Source organism: Bradyrhizobium sp. 22 (assembly GCF_000482425.1).
Classification (GTDB): domain Bacteria; phylum Pseudomonadota; class Alphaproteobacteria; order Rhizobiales; family Xanthobacteraceae; genus Bradyrhizobium; species Bradyrhizobium japonicum_B.
Genome location: NZ_KI519399.1, coordinates 3,802,067 through 3,822,121 on the forward strand (window position 1 = coordinate 3,802,067; position 20,055 = coordinate 3,822,121).

Consider the following 20,055-nt stretch of genomic DNA (forward strand, 5'->3'; position numbering starts at 1 on the left):
GATGGACAGGTTCAGGATGAGCAAGAATATCGTCGTCTACTCCGACGGAACCGGCCAAGACGGCGGGGCGCGTCCGGAGCAGCGCATCAGCAATATCTTCAAAATGTACCGTGTGAGCCGCGACCATGCGGACACGGCCATTGATCCGTCCAAGCAAGTGGTCTTCTACGACGCCGGCCTTGGGACGGATATCGGCGCGACCGCCCTCACCGCTCCGGTACGCTTTGTCCAGAAGATGCTCGGGTCCATCGCGGGCGACGGCATCAAGCGCAACATCGCCGACTGCTACGAATTCGTCGTCAACCACTACGAAGACGGTGACCGGATATTCCTCTTCGGGTTCAGCCGGGGCGCCTACACCGTCCGAAGCCTGGCGAACCTGCTGATGCTTTGCGGCGTCCCCACAAAGACGCCGGCCGGCCCATTGATGCGCTACCGCAAGGCCGTGAAGGACATCGCTTGGGAGGCCGTGGATACCGTGCTGGAACACGGCGCTGGCCACCCGCGGGAGCAGTTCGAGGCGGAGAGGCTCGAACTGGCGCGGCGATTTCAGACCAAGTACGGCTCCGGCGACGGCTCGGATGCCAACGCCGCGGCATATTTCGTCGGCGTGTTCGATACGGTCGCAGCCCTCGGCGCCAGCGGTCCGCGACGCCGGATGATCCAGGCCGGCCTAACTCTCGGCGTCGCTGCCCTCGCCTTCTTCGCTTCGCTCGTTCCGGCCGCGATCCTCGGTGCGCTGACGGCCATCGTCTCGGAGGCCGGCCTGCTATGGGGCTTCATCGTGCCGGCGTGGCTGGTCACGCATCTGGCGATGCTGATTGCCGTCATCTGGTTCTGGAAACGGCAGCGGACGGTCAATCTCAAGACCATCTACGACTTCCCGAACAAGGGCGATCCGCCGCGCTCTCATACCGCCGAGTGGACAGGCAAGAACTTCGATCGCCTTCTCAGCAAACATGTACGTTTTGCGCGCTCGGCGAACGCAATCGACGAGACGCGCAAGGATTTCGCCCGGGTCGGCTGGGGCGGCACCGAGCCGTCTGTGCACCCCGCGACTCCGGGTGTTCCGCGTCTCATCCAGCTCTGGTTCGCAGGCAACCACTCGGATATCGGCGGATCCTATCCCGAACCGGAATCGCGTTTGTCGGATATCGCCCTCGCCTGGATGTGCGAGCAGGCTACGTCCATCCCGGACGGCTTGATGACCGGGCCGATCTACGTGGACGGGATCAGGATGCCGAAGACTGGTGACAACGGACCGGCACTGAACGTCTTCCCCGGCGCGAACGGCGTTCAGCATTGCGAGATCGCGGGCATGCGCGACACGCTCGACGCCTACGCCGCCAGTCTGCCGAAATGGCGATGGCTGCAAAACCTCGTCGGCACCAGGAACTGGGAAGTCGAAGTCCGCGAGATCAACCACCAGGCGCCGGTACATCCGACCGTACGGACGCGCTTCGACCTGCCGGAAGTCAGGCAATGTGCTGGCGTCGGCGCATATCGCCCAAGCGCACTGGCGAGCCATGACGACTTCAAACGCTACTATCCGCAGGTGGAGTCGACAGCACAATCGACCGGGCCCGCCTGAACGCTTGAGGAGACGCTCTTGGTCGCGCTTGCCGACATCAAAGCTGACCTGCCGGATTGGCCGGACGACGTGGTGGATCAATGGCTATTGAACTTAGCGACCCAGGAGGGCATGGGCTGGCCCCCACCGGTCCCCTTCAACGGCCATCGGTGGCAGTACATCATCGTGAAGCCGGTATCGTGGTGGAAGAAGGTCACGTGGACGAAGGTGTCGCACGACTGTAGCTTCGACGAGCTGTCGCTTAATTCCCGCAAGATCATGAATTCCATGTTCGAGGCGTTGGTCCTTGGAATCGAGAATGGATATGGCGGCGACAACAGCAAGAAGCGCTTTGAATCTTGCGTGAGCTACCTGGCGGTGAAAGGACAGTTCCCCCGCGTGCCTGTCACCATGCCGATAGAAACGGGCCTAAGTATCCTGGACGGGAATCATCGAGTCTACTCGCTCACTTTCCTGCAAAGCGTTCCTGAGCCGGAATTGAAGAAGCAAGGCATCAATCGCCCTTCCGTCATCCAAGATGTTTGGGTAGCGAAGCACGCGGATGGGGAGGTTTTGGATAGCTGACGTCGATCGAGCGAGTGGTCGCGCGCAGTACACCCGACAGCGCCGCAATGGCGGGGCCCTGCCGAGAAATTGTTTCGGGCCGCTAGTTCGACAACCGAGAGACCTCGGCGAACCTTAGAGGCTCGCAGGAAACCTGAAACTCGCCATCACCGTCGAAGCTCTTTCCCATTAAGTGAAGAAGCGCGCGCCCATGCACAACAGGCACAGGGTGCGCTGTCATTATTTCGGGATCTTCCGGAAAGCACGGCCCGACGATGTCGCGAACGTTCGGGACGCTCAAGGACGTGCTCGCACCCTCAAAGAGAAGCTCGTCGGTCTCCGGATGCCAGACGCAAACTACGATCGCGAGCATGAAGATGTTCCTTGGGGCCACCGGTCCGGCCGCTCCGACAAAACGCCGGTGTCGGCTGCCTCGACTGCTTCCGTTTCGCCCAGTTAGATCATCTCGATTGCGATGGGGAGCGGCGCAAAAGATCGTTGGAGGTATCGAAAGATACATTGACGGCCCCTGCCATCGAGCCAGGCACTCCGTTGCTATTGCCATCGGCTGCCGCCGTGACGCTAAAGATCGGGAAGATGTAGGGCACTTGATCCCTTCGCCCTCCCCTTGAACCGCGATGACCTATGGCAACTTTGCTGCTTCCGGCTTTTTCTCGGGCCTCAAACTTCTGATATAGGCAATCGCTCGTTGCTGGAGTGCCGGATCCAGATTTGTCTCATGGATCCGCCGTTCGACGAGGTCAAGGTCAAGCGGGCGTTGCGCATGAATCGCCTCGACGAATTGCTTGTCCCTGTCATCCAGTCGCGCAAGTTTGGAGGCGATCAAATCCTCCGGAGCCGGCGCTATGCCGTACACGCTTCGTCCTGCGACTTCGGTCCTTACTTTGATCGCGCGAACCTGCCAGCCCGCCGGCAGTTTGGCCGTCGTCTCGTCGACGCCGTCGATGTAGAAGCCGTGAGTACGGTGGAATTGGCTGCTCACACCGAACAAGCCGTCGATGTGCTCCGACGCAACGTTCGGATCACCGCCCGGCGACTTGGCATTCTCTTCCAGCTCCCAGATCTTAGCGTTCTCCGGGAAAGCGTCGATCTCCGGCGATGCCCTTGCCGGCTCAGGCGCATCGGGCATCGATGCCAGAATGGCTTGGCTGCCGACGACGAAGACGTTGTCCGTGTTGAATTCGAAGGCCAAGGCTCGGACGACCCGGAGAAGGTCATCCAAAGTCCGTATGCCGCGATCTTCGGCCATCAAGGACCTCCCGGAACAAGGAAGTCAGGCTGCGCAGACAGGCTGCGTTTGACGATCCGTCTCGCCGCCTTCCTCAAGCGGACACGGGCATGGTAGTCGCCAAAATCGACTCCCTCGGCGAGCCAGAACGGCGAGGTATTACGCAGCCGCACCATCTCGCGGTCGCGGCTGATGAGTTTAGAGGCTAGTTCCTTGGGCGGTAGCGCAAGCAGTTCCTGCCACTCGCGCACGAAGGGCCAGCCGGCGAACTGACTGGCTTGGCGCTCATGAGCCAACTTCGCCTTCTCGACCAATGACGGGTCGCGGCGAAGCATCCGCACGATCAGCCGATGCATCATCAGCTTCGCGGTGTCGCCAACTATGCCTTCATTTAGCCCATCGCCCATCGCGTGGAGCGCCTCTCCGCCCGCTTTTCCGACCGTCGTGTGGACCTCAGAATATAAACAAGCAGTGGGCAACAAAAAAGGGCGCAAACCGAAGCGGATCGGAGATGGTTACCACTTCGGCGGCGATTGCCTAGGAGTTTCGTCGCAGTGGTCCCGGCGGGGCCGTCGGCCGCATCCCCGCCTCTTTGCAGCGTCCTGCAGGTCACTTTCGCGATAATGGCCGAAGCGATGGAGACTTGAAGCGCGTGTGCAGAGCAGCAACCATAGGACGTAAGAAGAAGGTCTGGGTTGCACTTTCGGAGAACGGAACGTAACAACGCAGCGCTCGGTGCCTTTCCTCTGCTCGCGCAACAGATATTTCGATTCCAAAAGCTTTTTCAGGCGAGAGATTGCCGATGTGGCCCGATAACGAGACCGAGCGGGACTTCCTGAACTTCTCCGGCGTCGCCGAAACCGTGGCCGAGATCATTGTGCAGGCCAAGGGACGCCCGATCTCGATCGGCGTGTCTGGCGCCTGGGGCATCGGCAAATCCTCGATGATCAAGCTCACCCGCTCGGCGATCGCCGCCAGGAAGGACGAGAGCGGGAAGAAGGCCGCCGACAAGTACGTCTTCGTCGAGTTCAATGCCTGGCTCTACCAGGGCTATGACGACGCGCGTGCTGCGTTGATGGATGTGATCGCTGACAAGCTCGCGAAGGAAGCGGAGAGCCGACAGACGGCACTCGATAAGGTCGCGTCCCTTGCCAAGCGCGTGAAATGGCTCCGGGCCGCGAAACTCGCAGCGACCTCGGCCGCCTCGATCTATTTCGGGGTGCCCCCGGTCGGCGCGGTCGGCGAGATCTTCGAGCTCGCCAAGAAGGTCTGGTCCGAAGGGGTCGGGAAGGAAACCGGCGAAGCCGCCAAGAAAGCTGCGGCGGACGCGGCGCAGGAAGGTGGCGAACTGCTGAACCCGAAGGAGGAAACGTCACCGCCGAAGGAGATTCAGGCGCTGCGCGACGCGTTCGAACAAGCGCTCGAGGAGCTCGGGATAACTTTGGTCGTCCTGATCGACGATCTCGACCGATGCTTGCCGGAGACCACGATCTCGACCCTGGAGGCGATCCGCCTCTTTCTGTTCCTCAAGAACACCGCCTTCGTGATCGCGGCCGACAACGACATGATCAAGCACGCCGTCCGGAAGCACTTCGTCGGGGTCAGCGACGACCTGCTGGTCACCAACTACTTCGACAAGCTCATCCAAGTTCCCATTCGGGTGCCGCAGCTCGGGACCCAGGAGGTCCGCGCCTACATGATGCTCCTGTTCGTGGACAACAGCGAGTTGTCCGACGACGACAAGGAGAAGATCCGCGCTGGCATGATTGGCCAGCTCAAGCGGACGTGGCAGGGAAAGAAGGTCGACCGGGCCTTCGTCCAATCGCTTGGCGTGAAGTTGCCCGAGCATCTTGTCGGTCAATTCGACACGGCCGAGAGGCTCGCCTCGCTCATGACGACGGCGTCGGGGATTCTGGGAAATCCGCGGCTGATCAAGCGCTTCCTGAACGCGCTCTCGATCCGGATGACGATCTCGAAAGCGCAGGGCGTTGGCGTCGACGAAGCGGTGCTCGCTAAGCTGTTGCTTTTCGAGCGCATCGGCGACACCGCAGCGTATGCCGAACTGGTCAAGAACGTCAGCGCCTCGGGTGAGGGAAAGCCTACGTTCCTCCAAGAATGGGAAGACGCGGCGACAGCGGGGCGCGATCTCGATCTGAAGGCGCCGTGGAACGCTCCCTTCGTGAAGGAATGGTTGGCGCTCTCGCCGCCCCTTCACGACCACGACCTGCGCGGCGCGCTCTACGTCGGCCGCGAGCAGGCGCCGCTTATCACGCCCGAAGACCGCCTGTCGTCGGAGGCGGCCGAGTTGCTCACGGCCCTGCTCGAGCACCCCGACATGGCCCACCAGCTCAAGGACAGGCTGACCCGGGTCTCGCGTATCGAAGTCACGGTGATGATGGATCGCCTGCTCGAGCGCGCCAGAAAGGAGCAGGACTGGGGTGTCCCGCCTATCCTCAACGCCTGCATCGCTCTCGCAGATGCCGACCCACCACAAGGAGCCCGTCTCGCTGCATTCCTCGCGGACCGCCCTTCGCAACAGATCCAACCGAACATCGTGCCGAAGGTCGGCGACCGTCCATGGTCGAGAAGTGTCCTCGATGCATGGAATTCGTCTCCTGACGTTTCGCGCCCGGTGAAGACGGCGATCAGAAAGACGAGAGAGCATGGGAACGTCGCAATCTAGTGACGGTCCCGGCCCAGGCGTGCCGTTGGTCCCTCCCTGGACGCCGGCCGCCCCACAGGATCCCGTCCCACCCGTACCCCAGCCCGGATCTCCGGACGTTCCGCCGGACGCTCCTCCGGCCGATGGCGCCCTGCCCCCGCCTCCCGCTGCGCCACCGCCAAGCCTGCAGCCGGCGCCGTTGGCACCCGAACGACGGTTCGGCGGCGTTCGCTCGAGCTTGGGCAATTTCGCGCGATCCGGGGACGGCCGCGACCTTAGACGCGGGCTCGGACACTACGTCCGCAATGGCTACGGGGGATCGAATTTCGCGACGCAGCGGTTCGGCGGCACCGCTCAAACGGCGGGATCGCTCGGCCATGCCCTCTATTCCACGGCGCAGGGGGATGCAAACGCTCCCGTCGATGCGGCCGCGCTCGCTGGCCGGTCGACCGAAGAGATCGCGAGCGCGATCATCGAGGCCGTCAGACCGATCGACGGGACTCAGGATGCGGAAGCCGAACGTGCGTCCATCCACGACGCGATGTCCGAATTGCTGACGGAATACCCGGACGCCGATCTCCTCGATCTGTCCGATCCTGAACGCGAGTTCGTCATCGAGAAATTCACGGCCATCGACGTGGCACGACGCTTCGAGCTGGATGTCGGCAAGACGTTGCTGGAGAGAGCGCCCACCGCGACCGTCGCGCTGGCTCGACTGAAACAGATGCGGTCGTATATCGCCGAGACTGTGGCCGCCTCCTTCCGCAAACTCAAGGAACAGGGACGCAGGCTCACCGCCGGACGCGTCGCGCGCGTCGTCCAGGCTGCGTTGCGCGAGACGTTCGAGGTCTTCGAGGGGTACGAAGAGTGAAGTTGCTTTGCGCGCCGGCCGAGGTGCGTCGGCTAAAGGAGAAAGGCACGCTCAGGGTCGTCCTCTACGGCCAGCCTGGGGCTGATGATCGCGGCAGCGCCGGTGCGGCCGTGCGCAACGAAATTCGCAGAGCGCGTCTGGCTCCGAACCGCAGGGCGTGGGATCTGCTGTCCATCGCGATGTCCGTCATGGCGGCTGATGCAGCGGGACGACGTAGCCTAAGTCCGGACGGCTGGACACGCGAGTTCGAGATGGAAGTCGCGGTCGCCGAACCGGCATTCTGGAACAAGTCCGCGGACCTCCTCGCCGACGCGTTGACGTTTCTCACGACCGACCGATGGCAATTCCGTTTCATCGCCGGCGGTGCAGCGCCGCAGCCGCCGGCGGAAGTTTTCCGACCGCCCGAAGGCAGCGTCGTGCTCCTGTCGGGTGGGCTAGACAGCTTGAGCGGCGCCATCGACCTTGCGGCGTCCGGACAGCGACCCGTCGCCATCAGCAAGACAGTCCGGGGCGATGGAGAAAAACAGATCAGGTTCGCGTCGTTGATCGGCGGCGGTCTGCGCCACTTCCAGTTGAACGACAACGCGGCCGTTCCGGGCACCGAAGATACCTCCCAGCGGGCGCGCTCGATCATCTTCCTTGCCTTCGGGGTTCTCGTCGCCACGGCGCTCAAGCCATATCGTCCCGGCGGCTGCTTGCCGCTCTACGTCTGCGAAAACGGCTTCATCGCCATCAACCCGCCGCTGACGGGAAGCCGCATCGGAAGTTTGAGCACCCGTACGGCCCACCCTTACTTCCTCTCAAGGTTCCAGGACGTTCTCGACGCCGCGAACCTGGGCGTGAGTATCCACACTCCTTATGGATACACGACCAAGGGCGAGATGCTGAAGACGTGCGCGGACCAGGACTTGCTGCGCACGCTGGCGGCGAACTCGACGAGTTGCGGCCGCTTTCAGCGCTACAACTACCGCCATTGCGGGCGGTGCGTGCCGTGTCAGGTCCGCAGAGCGGCCTTCCTCGCTTGGGGCGAAGACGATCCGACCGACTACGTCTACGAACATCTCGGTCGGGACGATCCGGATCACGCCGGCTTCGACGACGTCCGCTCGGTCGGCATGGCGCTGGCGGCCTCAAAGGGCGCGGGGTTCGACGATTGGCTTGGCGGAGCCCTTTCGTGGCAGGGGATCGAGGAGCGCGACGCGCTGAAGGATATGCTACGACGGGGACTTGCCGAACTCGGCGCCTTGCACGTGAAATACGGTGTCAAGTGATCGACCTTCATGCCCATCTAGATCTTTATCCGGATCCGGTCGCGACAACGAAGGAGTGCATCGAGCGCGACCTTTTCGTCCTGTCGGTGACGACGACGCCCTCGGCCTGGTCGGGAACAGCCGCCTTGGCGAAGGATGCGGCGCGCATCCGTACCGCGATCGGATTGCATCCTCAGATCGCGCAGGAACGCCGGGGCGAACTCGGGCTCTTCGAGGAGTTGCTCCCGCGATCACGGTATGTCGGCGAGATCGGTCTGGATGGCGGCCCAGAACTGAAGGCGACCTGGGAAACGCAGCGCCACGTCTTTGACGAAATCCTTCGGATGTGCGGGGCGGTCGGAGGCCGCATCATGACGATACACAGCAGGCGGGCCGCCGGGCCCGTTCTCGATGCGCTCGCGTCGCGGTCCGATGCAGGCGTCGCCGTTCTGCATTGGTTTTCCGGGACGCGCCGCGAGCTCAAACGCGCGGTCGATCAGGGTTGCTGGTTCAGCGTCGGCCCGGCGATGCTCGCCGGCGAGAGAGGACGCGGCCTGGTTGCCGAAATGCCCCGCGACAGGATACTGACCGAGACGGACGGTCCCTTCGCACAGGTCGAGGGGCGCTCCCTGTTTCCTTGGGACGTCGCCAAGGCCGAGCCGATTCTCGCCGATCTATGGGCCGTGGACGAAGGCGAGGTCCGGGGCCAATTGCTTGCGAACCTCAAGCGACTCACGACGCGGATCGCTCCGGAGCGCGGCAGCGCCCCCGGGCGGGGCTCTTCGGGCGTTGGCTGCGCCAGCTAATTCAGCACTCGCATCGAGTCGGGCGTGAGATCGTTCTCCGCTTTTCGACACGGCGGCCAAGCGACCCAGCCGACAGAAAGTCAAGGACCGCCATCCCCGTCGCCGCTCAGCGGTCGTGATGGCGCTTGTGCCAGACAATTCCCCCTAACGGTCTCGTCGACCGCCCCGGCGGGATTCGGGCCCGTTTGGTGGTGTCCGGAGGTATGTGAAGCTAAGGCGTCTTGCTTTCCAATTCGGCCACCGAGAACGGGTCACCATGTCCGGCCGCGGGGCGGTCTGGAATACTCGATGGTGAAGCCACCACCCATCTCCTTGTCGACCCCTGCTGAGACCCCCGTTTCTGCCGACGAGAGAGGCATCGGACGGCGCGCGAGGCAACTCCCCCGCGCCACGCCCCGGACCTCCGCCGGAGAAGACCGGTGACCCGGCAGAGCGATTCGATCTCCAGAAGAACTTAGAGGCCCACGCAGGCGCCGAAACACGATCCGGAGGTCGGCACCGATATCCACCTCGATCGCGCTCACCGCGGGCACTGGGCGCAGCGCCTCCAACAACTGTTGCAATTCCATCACGTCGACAGTGTTAAACGATTACCTGTCCAATAGCACTTCTTGCAACTAAGAACTATTCGCAATAAGGCTGGATGGGTTCACTGGGTCATCTCCAGATGCGTGTCGTCCACCATCGCGCTCCATCACCTGCCCTCGCGGCGTCGAGCGTTCGAGGTCGCTTGCGACTGGGCGGGGTCCTAAACGGGTATGCACAACCGCGGGTGCTGCAGGGTCGCTGTGAAACATTTCGCGGCGAATGCACGCCTGGTCAATTCAGCGACAGGATTGGCGGCGTGCAGGCTAGATTCAAATTGTTGCCAAGCGGCCGCCGCCGTATCGAAAGCGGTATGAAGAGGCGGACGCTCGACGCGATGAAGAAGGTCATCATCGGCATGATCCTGGCGGCCGTTCCGGCCGCCAAGGGACTTTCAGCCGATCTCGGCGAAGTCCGGCCCGGCCAGGCCGTCGACTGGAGCGGCCCCTTCGTCGGCGGCCATTTCGCCTATGGCGTCGGGTCCTCGCAGTACGCTTTCGGCGCCCCGGGACTGGCTCCGTCGTCCGGATCGATCGACCTGACGAACTCCCTCAACGCGTTCAAAGGAACCGGCTCCTACGCTCTCGGACTGGGCGCCGGCTATAACTACGTGCTGCCGTCCCACGTGCTCCTCGGCATCGAAGGCGACCTCACCTTTCCCAATACGATCTCCGGGACAACTTCGGTCGTCGGCGCTCAAGGGCCGGCGGCCCTGAAGGAAACTGTCCTGACATCGGGAACGCTGAGGGCCCGCCTGGGATACGCGTCGAGGTCCTGGTTGTTCTACGCCACGGGCGGCTTCGCATGGAGCTACGACCAGGCGACGCTCGACCCGCTCGACGGCACCCCGGGAGACAAGATCGGGTTCACTCGGCTCGGCTCCGCTTGGGGCGCCGGCGCCGAAGTCGCCCTGTCGGCAAACTGGTCGGCGCGGTTCGAATATCTCTACACGGACTTCGGGACGAAAGAGAAAGCGTTCGGCGGCACGCAGCATCTGTCCTCGGATCTCGCGGTGCAGACCGCCCGCCTCGGCCTCAACTACCGCTTCGGTCAAAATGGGCAGAAGGTTCTCGAGGACGGCTTGACGCCCTTCGAAACCGACCAGTTCAGCATCCATGGGCAGACGACCTATCTGCAGCAGTACGCGCCACCGTTCCGCTCTCCCTACACCGGCACGAACAGCCTCATTCCGAACCAGACCCGACAGACCTGGGACGTGACGCTCTACGCCGGCTTCAGGCCTTGGGCCGGCGGAGAATTCTGGGTCAACCCGGAGATCGATCAGGGGTTCGGCCTGAGCTCGACCTTGGGTGTGGCCGGATTTCCGAGCGGCGAGGCCTACAAGGTCGGATCCGCTGCGCCCTACGCCCGCATTCCCCGCGCCTTCTTCCGTCAGACGTTCGACCTCGGCGGTGATACCAAGAAGGTCGATGCCGACATCAACCAGTTCGCCGGCACGCAGAGCGCCGACCGCTTGGTCCTGACGGTGGGAAAATTCGCTGTCACCGACGTCTTCGACACCAACAAATATGCCCACGACCCGCGCAAGGATTTCATGAACTGGTCGATCGTGGACACCGGCACGTTCGACTACGCCGCCGATGCTTGGGGCTTCACCTACGGCGCCGCCGTCGAGTGGTACAAGGGCGACTGGACATTCCGCGGCGGCTTGTTCGATCTGTCGACCGTTCCCAACAGCACCGAGCTGGATCCGACGTTCTCCCAATTCCAGTGGGTCGGCGAGATCGAACATCGCCATGAGATCTGGGGCAAGCCGGGCAAGGTCGCGGTTACGGGATTCCTGACACGCGGGCGCATGGGGCGCTTCGACGAGGCCGTGGCGCTCGCGCAGGCGACGGGCACAGCCGCGGACACCGCCCTGGTCCGGCGCTACCAAAGCCGGGCCGGCATCAGCGTCAACCTGGAGCAAGAGGTCACGAAGGAGCTCGGCGTCTTCGCTAGGGCCGGCGTCGCCGACGGATCCAAGGAGTCCTATGAATTCACCGACATCGATACGACGGTTGCCGCCGGCCTGTCGCTGGCGGGATCTTCCTGGAACAGACCTAACGACACGTTCGGATTCGCCGGCGTGTTGAACGGCATCTCGCAAGCGCGCCGCACTTACCTCGATGCGGGCGGTCTCGGCATTCTCGTCGGAGACGGACGCCTGCCGAACGCCGGCCCCGAGAAGATCATCGAAACCTACTACAGCTTCCCACTGTGGTCGTGGCGCGCAACGCTGGACTACCAGCTCGTCGTCAACCCGGCCTACAACCGCGACCGCGGTCCGGCGTCGATTTTCGGCGTGCGCGTCCGCTCGCAATTCTGACGGCCCATCACGGACAACGCGAACCGTCTATTGCCAACGCTGGATCGTGTCGGCGTAAACGGGGCTTGCAAGCGCGGTTTCAGCCAACACAGTCCTGGCGCTGGAAATGACATCGGAAGCGCCCTAACGACTGTTCTCTCCGACGAGGCGTGTTTTGGATTCCGAGCGCAGATCCCGACGCCAACGAAGGCCTTTCGACAGTATAAACCAAAAGGCCGCCCCAGGAGGCGGCCTTCGTATTCGCGTCGCTGCATTCGAGCGACCATCAGCCGGATTGTTGGAGGAGGACATCCCCAGCCGTACGTTCCGCGGAGCTTCCTCAATAGCGGTGGTGGCCTCGCTTGATCACCACCGTCCTGTTGCCGTGCATTCTCATCCCCCGATGCATATCGCCACCATAACGCATGCCGGCCCCATGGGGACCGCGCATCTCGGCCCGCGCGCCGTATCCACCATGATGTCCCCCCTTCTTGACGATCACCGTCTCCGCCGAGGCAGGCAATGCGAACGAAACGGCCAAGCCGAATACCAAAAGACCAAGCTTCTTCATGTTCCAAGTCCCTCTGTCATCAGTCGTTACCCAAGTCACACGTCATCGTGACGTTCCCTCCTACGGAGGCGCCCGGTTGCGACCAAATTACGCACGACTAAACGATGGACTGGTGACCCTGGACGGCGAGCAACCTTGCTTCGGTTCGCGCGTTTCGCGTTTTCAACTAAGGGGGACGCGCGATGCTGGACGCCACGCAGATCAAGGCACGCATGGACGTCATTCCATCGACAAAGAAGCCGTCGGAAAAGTCGATCACCCGGAAGGGCCCGACAAAGATCAACTTGACGAAGCACAGTTCGCCTGACGGCGACCACCATGATTCCGGTGTCCTGGGTCGATCATGTCGACCAGCACGTGCACCTCTCCAAGACCGGCGACGAAGTCGGTAGCCACCGGCAGCACGAAGGAGGCGAATGAGGGCACCCTTCCTCGCAAGCGGACCGAGGCCGAGACTGGGCCCCCCAGTCTCGTATCGCGCCACATTGCTGCGTTCAGCAAACGCGGGTTTTTCGTGTCTCAATGTGCGGTTGGAGCGAGAGATTGAGAAAATCGGAGCGCATATAAGATGATGTCTTGTCAGCGCTTGCCCAGCGCGGTCTTGAGAAGACCCAGACTCCGGCTGTACAGGGCCGTTGCGGCCGCGTAGTCCATTTGGTTAGCGGCCGACTTCTGCATCTCTTCCTCAAGGCTCACAGCGTTTCCCGCGGGACGTGTCTGGTAGCCACCCGGTTTGTTTCAGAAGAACTCCCACCACCCGAAGGAAGTTGGTGGGACGAGTTGGTACGCATCAGAGCCAGCGCAAACGTCTGACCCGTGGCCTGACCCTTGGCGCCAATTTTCGGTTCGACCAGATCAGTCGGCTTGAAGTTGGGAGTGTCGGAGTTTGACACATTCTGCGCCAGCACCCGCTGGCGCTGCTGGTGCCAATCCATTTTTGTACGAAGCGCAGCGAGAGTGGAAATATCATTGATCGCCACCGACGTTCCTTCCCGCTTGAATGCTTCCACTTTTCTGACTAGGCAGATTTTGCCCACCTTGGTTAACGCTTGGTAAACATGCGGAATGCAGCGACAAGTTGACGCGATCAGCGCTCGTTGCTCATGTAGATTTCTGTCAAATCGAACTTTTGATCATCGCTTCGACATCCGGACACAGCGGAGCATCACCGATGCATCGACGAAATCCGACGCGCGCGCGCGAAAGCGCGATTCACTCCTGTATTATTTGCATGAGACTCTCAGGCAATTGTTACCCCGCTCCGCGAGCGAGCTTGCAGTTATTGCAGAAAACTACTGACTTTGCTGCGTTTCGGAGGTTCTGATCGTTGGCATAGTTCTTGCGAACTTCGCAACACGCCTCGCGCCCGTTGCTTCGATCAAGAACGAGCTTCACCATGAGCCTAAATTCTGCCCTTGCCAGTGCGATGAGCGGTCTGCGTGCCAATCAGGCCGCGCTCTCGATCGTCTCATCGAACGTCGCGAACTCGCAGACGCCAGGCTACGTCGCCCAGACGCCGAACCAGATCGAGGTCACCACCGGCGACTTCGGCTCGACCGCGATGACGACCGGCGTCAGCCGGGAACTCGACACCTATGTGCTGAACCAGCTCCGCACCGAGACCGGCGGAAGCGGCTACGCCGACCAGATGGCGAGCATCCTAAAGCAGCTTCAGAATGTGTATGGCACGCCCGGCAACAGCGGCACGCTCGAAACCGCGCTGAACAACTTCACCACGTCGCTGCAGGCGCTGTCGACCAGCGCCGGCTCGTCGTCGGCGCAGAACGTCGTGCTCGGCGCGGCGCAGGCGCTGGCGCGGCAGCTCAACGTCACCACCAAGGGTATCCAGTCGCTGCGCTCCAATGTCGAGCAGGATCTCGGCAATTCGGCGCAGGCGGCGAACGTGGCGATGAAGCAGATCGCCGACATCAACACCAAGCTGCAGGGCCTGTCGGCTAACGATCCGTCCGCCGCGACACTTATGGATCAGCGCGATCAGGCCATCAACACGCTGTCGAAATATGTCGACCTCCGCGTCACCACCGACGGCTCGAACCAGGCCAACATCTACACAACGACGGGTATCCAACTGGTCGGTGCGGGTCTCGCCTCGCAATTCACGTTTGCATCTGCCGGTGCCCTCTCGGCGACCTCGCTCTACAACATCGATCCGACCAAGTCCGGCGTCGGCGCACTCAACGTCAAACTGCCGAACGGCTCGATGATCGACGTGGTCGCCAACAACGTGGTATCCTCAGGTCAGATGGCGGCCGATCTCAAGCTGCGCGACGAGACGTTGGTGCAGGCGCAGACCCAGATCGACCAGCTCGCCGCGACGATGTCGAGCGCGCTGTCCGACAAGACGACGGCCGGCAGCACCGTCCCCGGCCCGCCCACCGGGTTCGACCTCGACCTCTCCGGCGCGCAACCGGGCAACACGGTCAACATCACCTACACGGACACGGTCACCAACACCCAGCGCCAGGTCACCCTCGTCAACGTGACCGATCCTGCGGCGCTGCCGCTGCCGAACGCCACCAATGCCAACCCGTTCCAGATCGGCGTGAACTTCTCCAGCGGCATAAGTGTGATCGCGGCGGCGCTCAACACCGCACTGCCAAACACGCGTCTGACATTCGCCGCGGCCCCCTCGCCGGCGCCGGCGATGACGCTCCGGGTCACCGACGAAAACACCGGCCTTGCCAAAGTCAACTCGGCCTCGATCACCAAAACGATCACATCGCTGAGCTCGGGCAATCCGCAACTGCCGCTGTTCACCGACGGCGGGCAGGCTCTCTATACAGGTGCGATGATGGCCTCGGGCTCGCAGATGACCGGCCTTGCCGGCCGCATCGCCGTCAACACGCAACTGGTCACCGATCCGAGCAAGTTGTCGGTCTACAACACCTCGCCGGTGACGCCCGCAGGCGACACCACTCGCTCGGACTATCTCTACTCGCAGCTCACGACGGCGGTGTACTCCTACTCGTCGCAGACCGGTCTGGGCTCGTCGAGCCAGCCATTTACCGGCAGCATCTCGAGCTACCTCCAGCAGTTCCTGAGCGTCCAGGGCAACGCCGCGACGCAGGCGACCCAGCTTCAGCAGGGCCAGAACGTCGTCGTCTCGACGCTCCAGGCCAAGTTCAATTCGACCTCCAGCGTCAACCTGGACTCGGAGATGTCGAACCTGATCCAGCTTCAGAATGCCTATGCGGCAAATGCCCGAATCATGTCGGTCATTCAGGAAATGATGGACGTGCTCATTAGAGCTCAATGAGCGACTTGAGAAAGCCGTCACTGCCTTGCATAGCGCTGTCGATATTCGACATGGTCGCTCGTCCGCGGGCGATGGGAGGCATCTTCAACCTGTCGTTCGGCTCTCCATACCGGCGGAGCCCCGGCGGCGTGAATTCGTCGTCGCAACAATCAGCCGTCACGCCGGTAATCATATTTCCTATGGGCCATCCTTCAGCCGCGCGAGAGCAACCTTCCCGGTACGGGGGCGTTGCATCCTTCCACTCACTGGAGGATACCCCATGCGGGACACATCGCAGATCAAAGAGCACATGGACGTGATTTCGTCGGACAAGAAGACCGTAGGCAAGGTCGACCATCTGGAGGGTAGCGATAAGATAAAGCTCACCAAACAGAGCTCGCCCGACGGCGATCATCATCACTTCATCCCAGTCGCCTGGGTCGATCATGTCGACCAGCACGTGCACCTCTCCAAGACCGGCGAAGAAGTCACCGGCCACTGGCAGCACGAAGGTCGCAAGTAATCACGGCTTCTCGACTGGGAACCTCGCGCCTATTCGGCAGCCGACGCGACAACAGCCGCGTCGGCTCCTCTCCTCAAGGACCCGGGAGTTTGCGCCGAACTCAGCCGACGAACAGTTTTCGTAGAGCGATCACGGCGACCGCTGCGCCCAGAGGACCGACTAGCGTGACCCAGTAGCTGTCGGGAAACGCGCGATGCAGCAGGATGCCGGCCGAACTGGCCGACAACGCTATGAGCACCAATAGTCCAACAACGAAGAAGACGCGCTGAACCTTGGACATGCTGCGGGAATTCGCGTCCTCCTTTTCACTATCGTGGCGAACCACCGACCGTCCTCTCGTGTCGAAATTAAAGGAACCCCGCGGACGACGACATGCGCGTCCTCTACCTCGCCTCTTTGTCGTCGCGTAGCTCGGCTTGAGCAGCGGCGAAGATGATGTCCACGGGACGGCACCGATCCACAACCTTCCGAAGCATCCGGCGGCCGTCCGCCTTCTGTTGGCCGTGACTCAGGAACTCACCGACGAAGAAATCCGCCTCGCAGAGCCGCCTTTCGCCTTCGGCGCCCACACCGCCGCCGGCGTCTTGGCGCACCCGGTCCATGTCCAGTTTGCCCAAGTAAAAGTCCAGGACCTGAGCCGGCCACTGGGTGCGATCCACCCTCGCCGCGTTGCGCTCAAGTTCCTCGCGGTCCGGATTGCCCTGGTGGATGCGGGCGATGTGCATCCAGATCGCGGGAAAGGCGTTCGTCGGCCTCAGTCTCGCAGCGACACGCAAGTCTTCGATCGCCCCCGCGATCTCGTCCGAATAGAGCCGCGCTCGTCCCCGTCCGAGATAGGTCGCGGCGTTGCCGGGATCGATCGTTTGGGCGCGGTCGAAATCGGCCAACGCGTCCTTGTAGCGTCCCATCGTCATGTAGGCGCTCGCCCTGTTCGACCAGAAGATCGGATCGGTGCCCTTGAGACGGATCGCCTCGTCGAAATCTCCGATCGCCTTGTCGGTGTCGCCCAGCAGGAGATACATGCCGCCCCGGTTGCTGTAGGCGTCCGCGAAGTCACGCTGCAGGTCGACCGCCCGGTCGTAGTCCGATATCGCGGCCCGATAATCCTGCTTCGCGATGAAGGCATGGGCGCGGTTGTAGAAGGCTTGCGCCGCCGTTGGATCCAGCCGAATGGCTTCCCCATAGCTTTCGATGGCCCGGTCCACCTCTCCCTTGCGTTCGTAGACCGATCCGAGATTGTTGTGAATGAGCGCGCTGGTCGGGTTCAGCCGGAGAGCTTGTAGTAGATCGTCGCGTGCCTTGTCGAATTCCCGTCGATCGGTCCACGCCAGCGCGCGGTAGACGTAGGAGTTCGGAAAGTCGGGCAACAGCGCTATCGCGGCGTCGAAATCGCCCAAGGCGAGACCGCGCAGTCCGAGCGCGTCATACGATACCCCTCGCCCGTACAGGATGAAGCCGCGTTGCTCGGGAGTGAATTGCCCTTGCTTGATGGCTTCGCTGAACAATTGGATGGCCAGCGGAAACTGCTTCCTGTCCTTTGCCGCGAACCCTTCCCGCGCGAACTCACGGGCGCTCTGGGCGAACGACGGTGAACCCAGCAAGCACAGCAGGCTGCAGGCCACGAAAAGTAACCTCAGCCCCTTCCCGAATATTTGGCTGTCGAACCCTTCCGCCCATCCCCTGCCCTTCGGAGCCTCCTTTGTCACGACCGCCCTCAATTCGCGACGCGTCTGGCAGGAAATCTGCCGTCTACGCGCACACCGCATTCCTCGCAGGAAAACACCCAGCCGCCGACCTCCGTTCGCCAGTCGCCATCGTGCGGACAGTTCGGGCATGCTACCCTCCCTCTTTCGTTTCCCACGTCGATCTCGATATCGAGCGCCGACTTCAGACGGTGAAGGCGCTCGAGCTTGTCGTCCTCTCCCTCATCCACGCTAGACCACGTCGTCGGGCGCCAGCGCGCACGCGTTGTTCTCGTCGGTCTCGATCTGCAGGGTCGCGTGTCCGATCTTGTGCTCTGTCCTGAGCAGCCGGGCCGATTCCATCAGGAAATCGTCGCCGGGATGTCCGGTAGGCATGACCAAATGACACGTGATCGCCGTTTCCGTCGTGGAGATCGGCCAGATATGCAGGTCGTGGATCTTGGCTACGCCCGGCCGCTGCAGCAGAAATGACCGGACGGCTTCCATGTCGGTTCCGGACGGTGCCGCGCTCAATGACATCGCGACCGAGCCGCGCAGAAGGCTCCATGTGCTCCACAGGATGACGGCGCAGATGACCAGGCTCATTCCAGGATCCAGCCAAAGCCAACCGGTCCAGAGGATGAGCGCTGCTGACGCCACGACGCCGGCCGAAACGGCGGCGTCGCCTGCCATGTGCAGAAACGCCCCCTGAATGTTGATGTCGCCCTTGCGGCCGCTCGCGAACAGCATGGCCGTGGCGCCGTTGACGACGATGCCGATGGCGGCGACCACCATCACGGTCAGGCCGGCGACAGGCTCCGGTTCGTACAGCCGCAATATGGATTCCCATCCGATGGCGCCGGTCGCGACGAGAAGAAACACGGCGTTCGCCAGCGCAGCCAGGATCGACGCCCCCTTCAGACCGTAGGTGAAACGACCACTGGGCGCCCGCTTCGAGGCGACTGACGCGGCCCAGGCCACGACCAGGCCGAGTACGTCACTCAGATTGTGCCCGGCGTCCGCCATCAGTGCCGTCGAGTTTCCGAGGTAGCCATAGACGGCTTCGGCCGCGACCAGGGCGGTGTTCAGCCCGATGCCGATGGCGAAGGCCTTGCCGAAGCTCGCCGGAGCGTGGACGTGACCGAGCCCGCCATGATCATGGTCATGTCCGTGCCGGTCGGCGCCATGATCGTGACGGTCATGATGCCGATGATCATGGTCGGTGCTGCCGACGGGACCAGCGTTACGGTGACCCGTTTCAGACATGGAGTACGGTTTCCTCGCCTCTCATGGCCTCGTCCTCGATCTGGATCGTCGTGTGCTCGATTCCGTATTCCGCCTTCATCAGGTTCCGGGCCTCCCGCAGCGCCTCCCGCCCGGCCGACATGTCGGCCACGACGAGGTGGCAGCTCATGGCGTCGAAGCCGGACGTGACGGTCCAGACGTGCAGATCGTGGACGGCCACGGTTCCCGGGATGGCAAGAAGCTTCTTCTCGATCGCAGCGGTATCGACGTTGGGCGGGGTCCCCTCCATCAGGATGTGCGTGACCTGACTAAGGAGCGACCACGTCCGGGGCACGATGAACAGTCCGATGCCGGCGCCGATGATCGGGTCCGCGAGAACCCAGCCCTTCCACATCATGAGCAGCGCGGCGACGATCACGCCGATAGATCCGAGCATGTCGCTCAGCACCTCGAAGTACGCGCCCTTGACGTTCAGGCTTTCGGACGACCCGCTCGAAAGCAGCCACATGCTGACCAGATTTACGGCCAGGCCGATGGCGGCGACGATGAGCATCGGTCCGCTGAGGACCTCCGGCGGCGACTGGAAGCGCTGGTAGGCTTCGTACAGGATGTAGACCGTCAGCAGCAGCAGCACGACCGCATTAGCCAGCGCCGACAGGACCTCCATGCGCAGATAGCCGAAGGTCCGCTGCGGGGTCGCTTCGCGGGCGGCGAAGCGGATCGCGAGCAGCGCCAGCGCGAGTCCGCCGACGTCGGTCAGCATATGGGCGGCGTCCGCGAGCAGCGCCAAGCTGCCGGTCACAAGTCCTCCGATGACCTCCGCGATCATGTAGGTCGCGGTCATCGCGAGGGCCCAGGCGAGCCTCTTCGCGTGTTTAGCGCCGGCCGTTCCGACGGATCCTCCTCCGTGCAT

At 62.6% G+C, this 20,055-nt stretch carries 16 protein-coding genes and 2 pseudogenes; 10 read left to right on the top strand and 8 right to left on the bottom strand.

Annotated elements, in window-relative coordinates:
• The first annotated feature begins 16 nt into the window (after window positions 1-16).
• Complete coding sequence (locus K410_RS0119440) at window positions 17-1,591, top strand: phospholipase effector Tle1 domain-containing protein (RefSeq protein ID WP_028136426.1); 1,575 nt, start codon at window positions 17-19, stop codon at window positions 1,589-1,591.
• Window positions 1,592-1,609: 18 nt separating this feature from the next.
• Window positions 1,610-2,155, top strand: a complete 546-nt coding sequence (locus tag K410_RS0119445) for a hypothetical protein (protein ID WP_028136427.1) — start codon at window positions 1,610-1,612, stop codon at window positions 2,153-2,155.
• A gap of 622 nt (window positions 2,156-2,777) precedes the next feature.
• Here the strand turns inward: K410_RS0119445 and K410_RS37040 are convergent.
• The gene (locus K410_RS37040) at window positions 2,778-3,404 is read right to left on the bottom strand and encodes a DUF6036 family nucleotidyltransferase (RefSeq protein WP_049820117.1); all 627 of its coding nucleotides are present in this window, start codon (window positions 3,402-3,404) and stop codon (window positions 2,778-2,780) included.
• A complete protein-coding gene (locus tag K410_RS0119460) occupies window positions 3,404-3,790 on the bottom strand; it encodes a hypothetical protein (protein WP_028136429.1) in 387 nt (128 codons plus the stop codon). The genes K410_RS37040 and K410_RS0119460 overlap by 1 nt, the downstream gene beginning before the upstream one ends.
• A gap of 395 nt (window positions 3,791-4,185) precedes the next feature.
• Between K410_RS0119460 and K410_RS0119465 the strand changes: the two genes are divergently transcribed.
• The 5 genes from K410_RS0119465 (at window position 4,186) to K410_RS0119485 (ending at window position 11,886) form a co-directional block, all read left to right on the top strand.
• A complete protein-coding gene (locus K410_RS0119465; protein WP_028136430.1) occupies window positions 4,186-6,066 on the top strand; it encodes a KAP family P-loop NTPase fold protein in 1,881 nt (626 codons plus the stop codon).
• Between the two features lie 217 nt (window positions 6,067-6,283).
• A complete protein-coding gene (gene qatB / locus K410_RS0119470) occupies window positions 6,284-6,916 on the top strand; it encodes a Qat anti-phage system associated protein QatB (RefSeq protein ID WP_244626175.1) in 633 nt (210 codons plus the stop codon).
• Window positions 6,913-8,187: a Qat anti-phage system QueC-like protein QatC gene (gene qatC / locus K410_RS0119475; protein WP_028136432.1), complete on the top strand. Its 1,275-nt coding sequence runs from the start codon at window positions 6,913-6,915 to the stop codon at window positions 8,185-8,187. Before qatB ends, qatC begins: the two co-directional genes overlap by 4 nt.
• Window positions 8,184-8,972, top strand: coding sequence for a Qat anti-phage system TatD family nuclease QatD (qatD, locus tag K410_RS37045; protein WP_049820119.1), 789 nt, complete (start codon window positions 8,184-8,186; stop codon window positions 8,970-8,972). Before qatC ends, qatD begins: the two co-directional genes overlap by 4 nt.
• Before the next feature lie 772 nt (window positions 8,973-9,744).
• The gene (locus tag K410_RS0119485; RefSeq protein WP_349509801.1) at window positions 9,745-11,886 is read left to right on the top strand and encodes a carbohydrate porin; all 2,142 of its coding nucleotides are present in this window, start codon (window positions 9,745-9,747) and stop codon (window positions 11,884-11,886) included.
• A 319-nt stretch (window positions 11,887-12,205) separates the two neighbouring features.
• Here K410_RS0119485 and K410_RS0119490 read toward each other — a convergent pair whose 3' ends face one another.
• A complete protein-coding gene (locus K410_RS0119490) occupies window positions 12,206-12,436 on the bottom strand; it encodes a hypothetical protein (RefSeq protein ID WP_028136434.1) in 231 nt (76 codons plus the stop codon).
• A 182-nt stretch (window positions 12,437-12,618) separates the two neighbouring features.
• Between K410_RS0119490 and K410_RS41540 the strand changes: the two are divergent.
• Window positions 12,619-12,856 (top strand): annotated as a pseudogene (locus K410_RS41540) (DUF2171 domain-containing protein).
• A 159-nt stretch (window positions 12,857-13,015) separates the two neighbouring features.
• Here K410_RS41540 and flgB read toward each other — a convergent pair.
• Window positions 13,016-13,416: pseudogene (gene flgB / locus K410_RS37050) on the bottom strand (flagellar basal body rod protein FlgB).
• A 416-nt stretch (window positions 13,417-13,832) separates the two neighbouring features.
• On the opposite strand from flgB, the gene flgK reads away from it, so the two are divergent.
• Both flgK and K410_RS0119515 read left to right on the top strand, forming a co-directional pair.
• Entirely contained in the window at window positions 13,833-15,713 is a 1,881-nt protein-coding gene (gene flgK, locus K410_RS0119505; RefSeq protein ID WP_028136435.1) for a flagellar hook-associated protein FlgK, read from the top strand.
• Window positions 15,714-15,972: 259 nt separating this feature from the next.
• Window positions 15,973-16,215, top strand: a complete 243-nt coding sequence (locus tag K410_RS0119515) for a DUF2171 domain-containing protein (RefSeq protein ID WP_028136437.1) — start codon at window positions 15,973-15,975, stop codon at window positions 16,213-16,215.
• A gap of 100 nt (window positions 16,216-16,315) precedes the next feature.
• Here K410_RS0119515 and K410_RS0119520 read toward each other — a convergent pair whose 3' ends face one another.
• From K410_RS0119520 to K410_RS0119535, 4 genes are all read right to left on the bottom strand, one after another.
• Window positions 16,316-16,540 carry a hypothetical protein gene (locus K410_RS0119520; RefSeq protein ID WP_155253506.1) on the bottom strand — a complete coding sequence of 75 codons (225 nt, stop codon included), beginning with the start codon at window positions 16,538-16,540 and terminating at the stop codon, window positions 16,316-16,318.
• A 58-nt stretch (window positions 16,541-16,598) separates the two neighbouring features.
• The gene (locus tag K410_RS0119525; protein ID WP_162006317.1) at window positions 16,599-17,837 is read right to left on the bottom strand and encodes a tetratricopeptide repeat protein; all 1,239 of its coding nucleotides are present in this window, start codon (window positions 17,835-17,837) and stop codon (window positions 16,599-16,601) included.
• A 312-nt stretch (window positions 17,838-18,149) separates the two neighbouring features.
• Window positions 18,150-19,163 (bottom strand): cation diffusion facilitator family transporter, encoded by a 1,014-nt coding sequence (locus K410_RS0119530; protein ID WP_028136440.1) that lies wholly within the window; start codon window positions 19,161-19,163, stop codon window positions 18,150-18,152.
• The gene (locus K410_RS0119535) at window positions 19,156-20,055 is read right to left on the bottom strand and encodes a cation diffusion facilitator family transporter (protein ID WP_028136441.1); all 900 of its coding nucleotides are present in this window, start codon (window positions 20,053-20,055) and stop codon (window positions 19,156-19,158) included. Before K410_RS0119535 ends, K410_RS0119530 begins: the two co-directional genes overlap by 8 nt.

Bases quoted from the DNA above. Each gene is read 5' to 3' on its own strand.
- K410_RS0119460 (WP_028136429.1), bottom strand. From the start codon at position 3,790: ATGGGCGATGGGCTAAATGAAGGCATAGTTGGCGACACCGCGAAGCTG.
- K410_RS37040 (WP_049820117.1), bottom strand. From the start codon at position 3,404: ATGGCCGAAGATCGCGGCATACGGACTTTGGATGACCTTCTCCGGGTC.
- K410_RS0119465 (WP_028136430.1), top strand. From the start codon at position 4,186: ATGTGGCCCGATAACGAGACCGAGCGGGACTTCCTGAACTTCTCCGGC.
- flgK (WP_028136435.1), top strand. From the start codon at position 13,833: ATGAGCCTAAATTCTGCCCTTGCCAGTGCGATGAGCGGTCTGCGTGCC.
- K410_RS0119535 (WP_028136441.1), bottom strand. From the start codon at position 20,055: ATGCACGGAGGAGGATCCGTCGGAACGGCCGGCGCTAAACACGCGAAG.
- K410_RS0119530 (WP_028136440.1), bottom strand. From the start codon at position 19,163: ATGTCTGAAACGGGTCACCGTAACGCTGGTCCCGTCGGCAGCACCGAC.
- K410_RS0119490 (WP_028136434.1), bottom strand. From the start codon at position 12,436: ATGAAGAAGCTTGGTCTTTTGGTATTCGGCTTGGCCGTTTCGTTCGCA.
- K410_RS0119440 (WP_028136426.1), top strand. From the start codon at position 17: ATGAGCAAGAATATCGTCGTCTACTCCGACGGAACCGGCCAAGACGGC.
- K410_RS0119515 (WP_028136437.1), top strand. From the start codon at position 15,973: ATGCGGGACACATCGCAGATCAAAGAGCACATGGACGTGATTTCGTCG.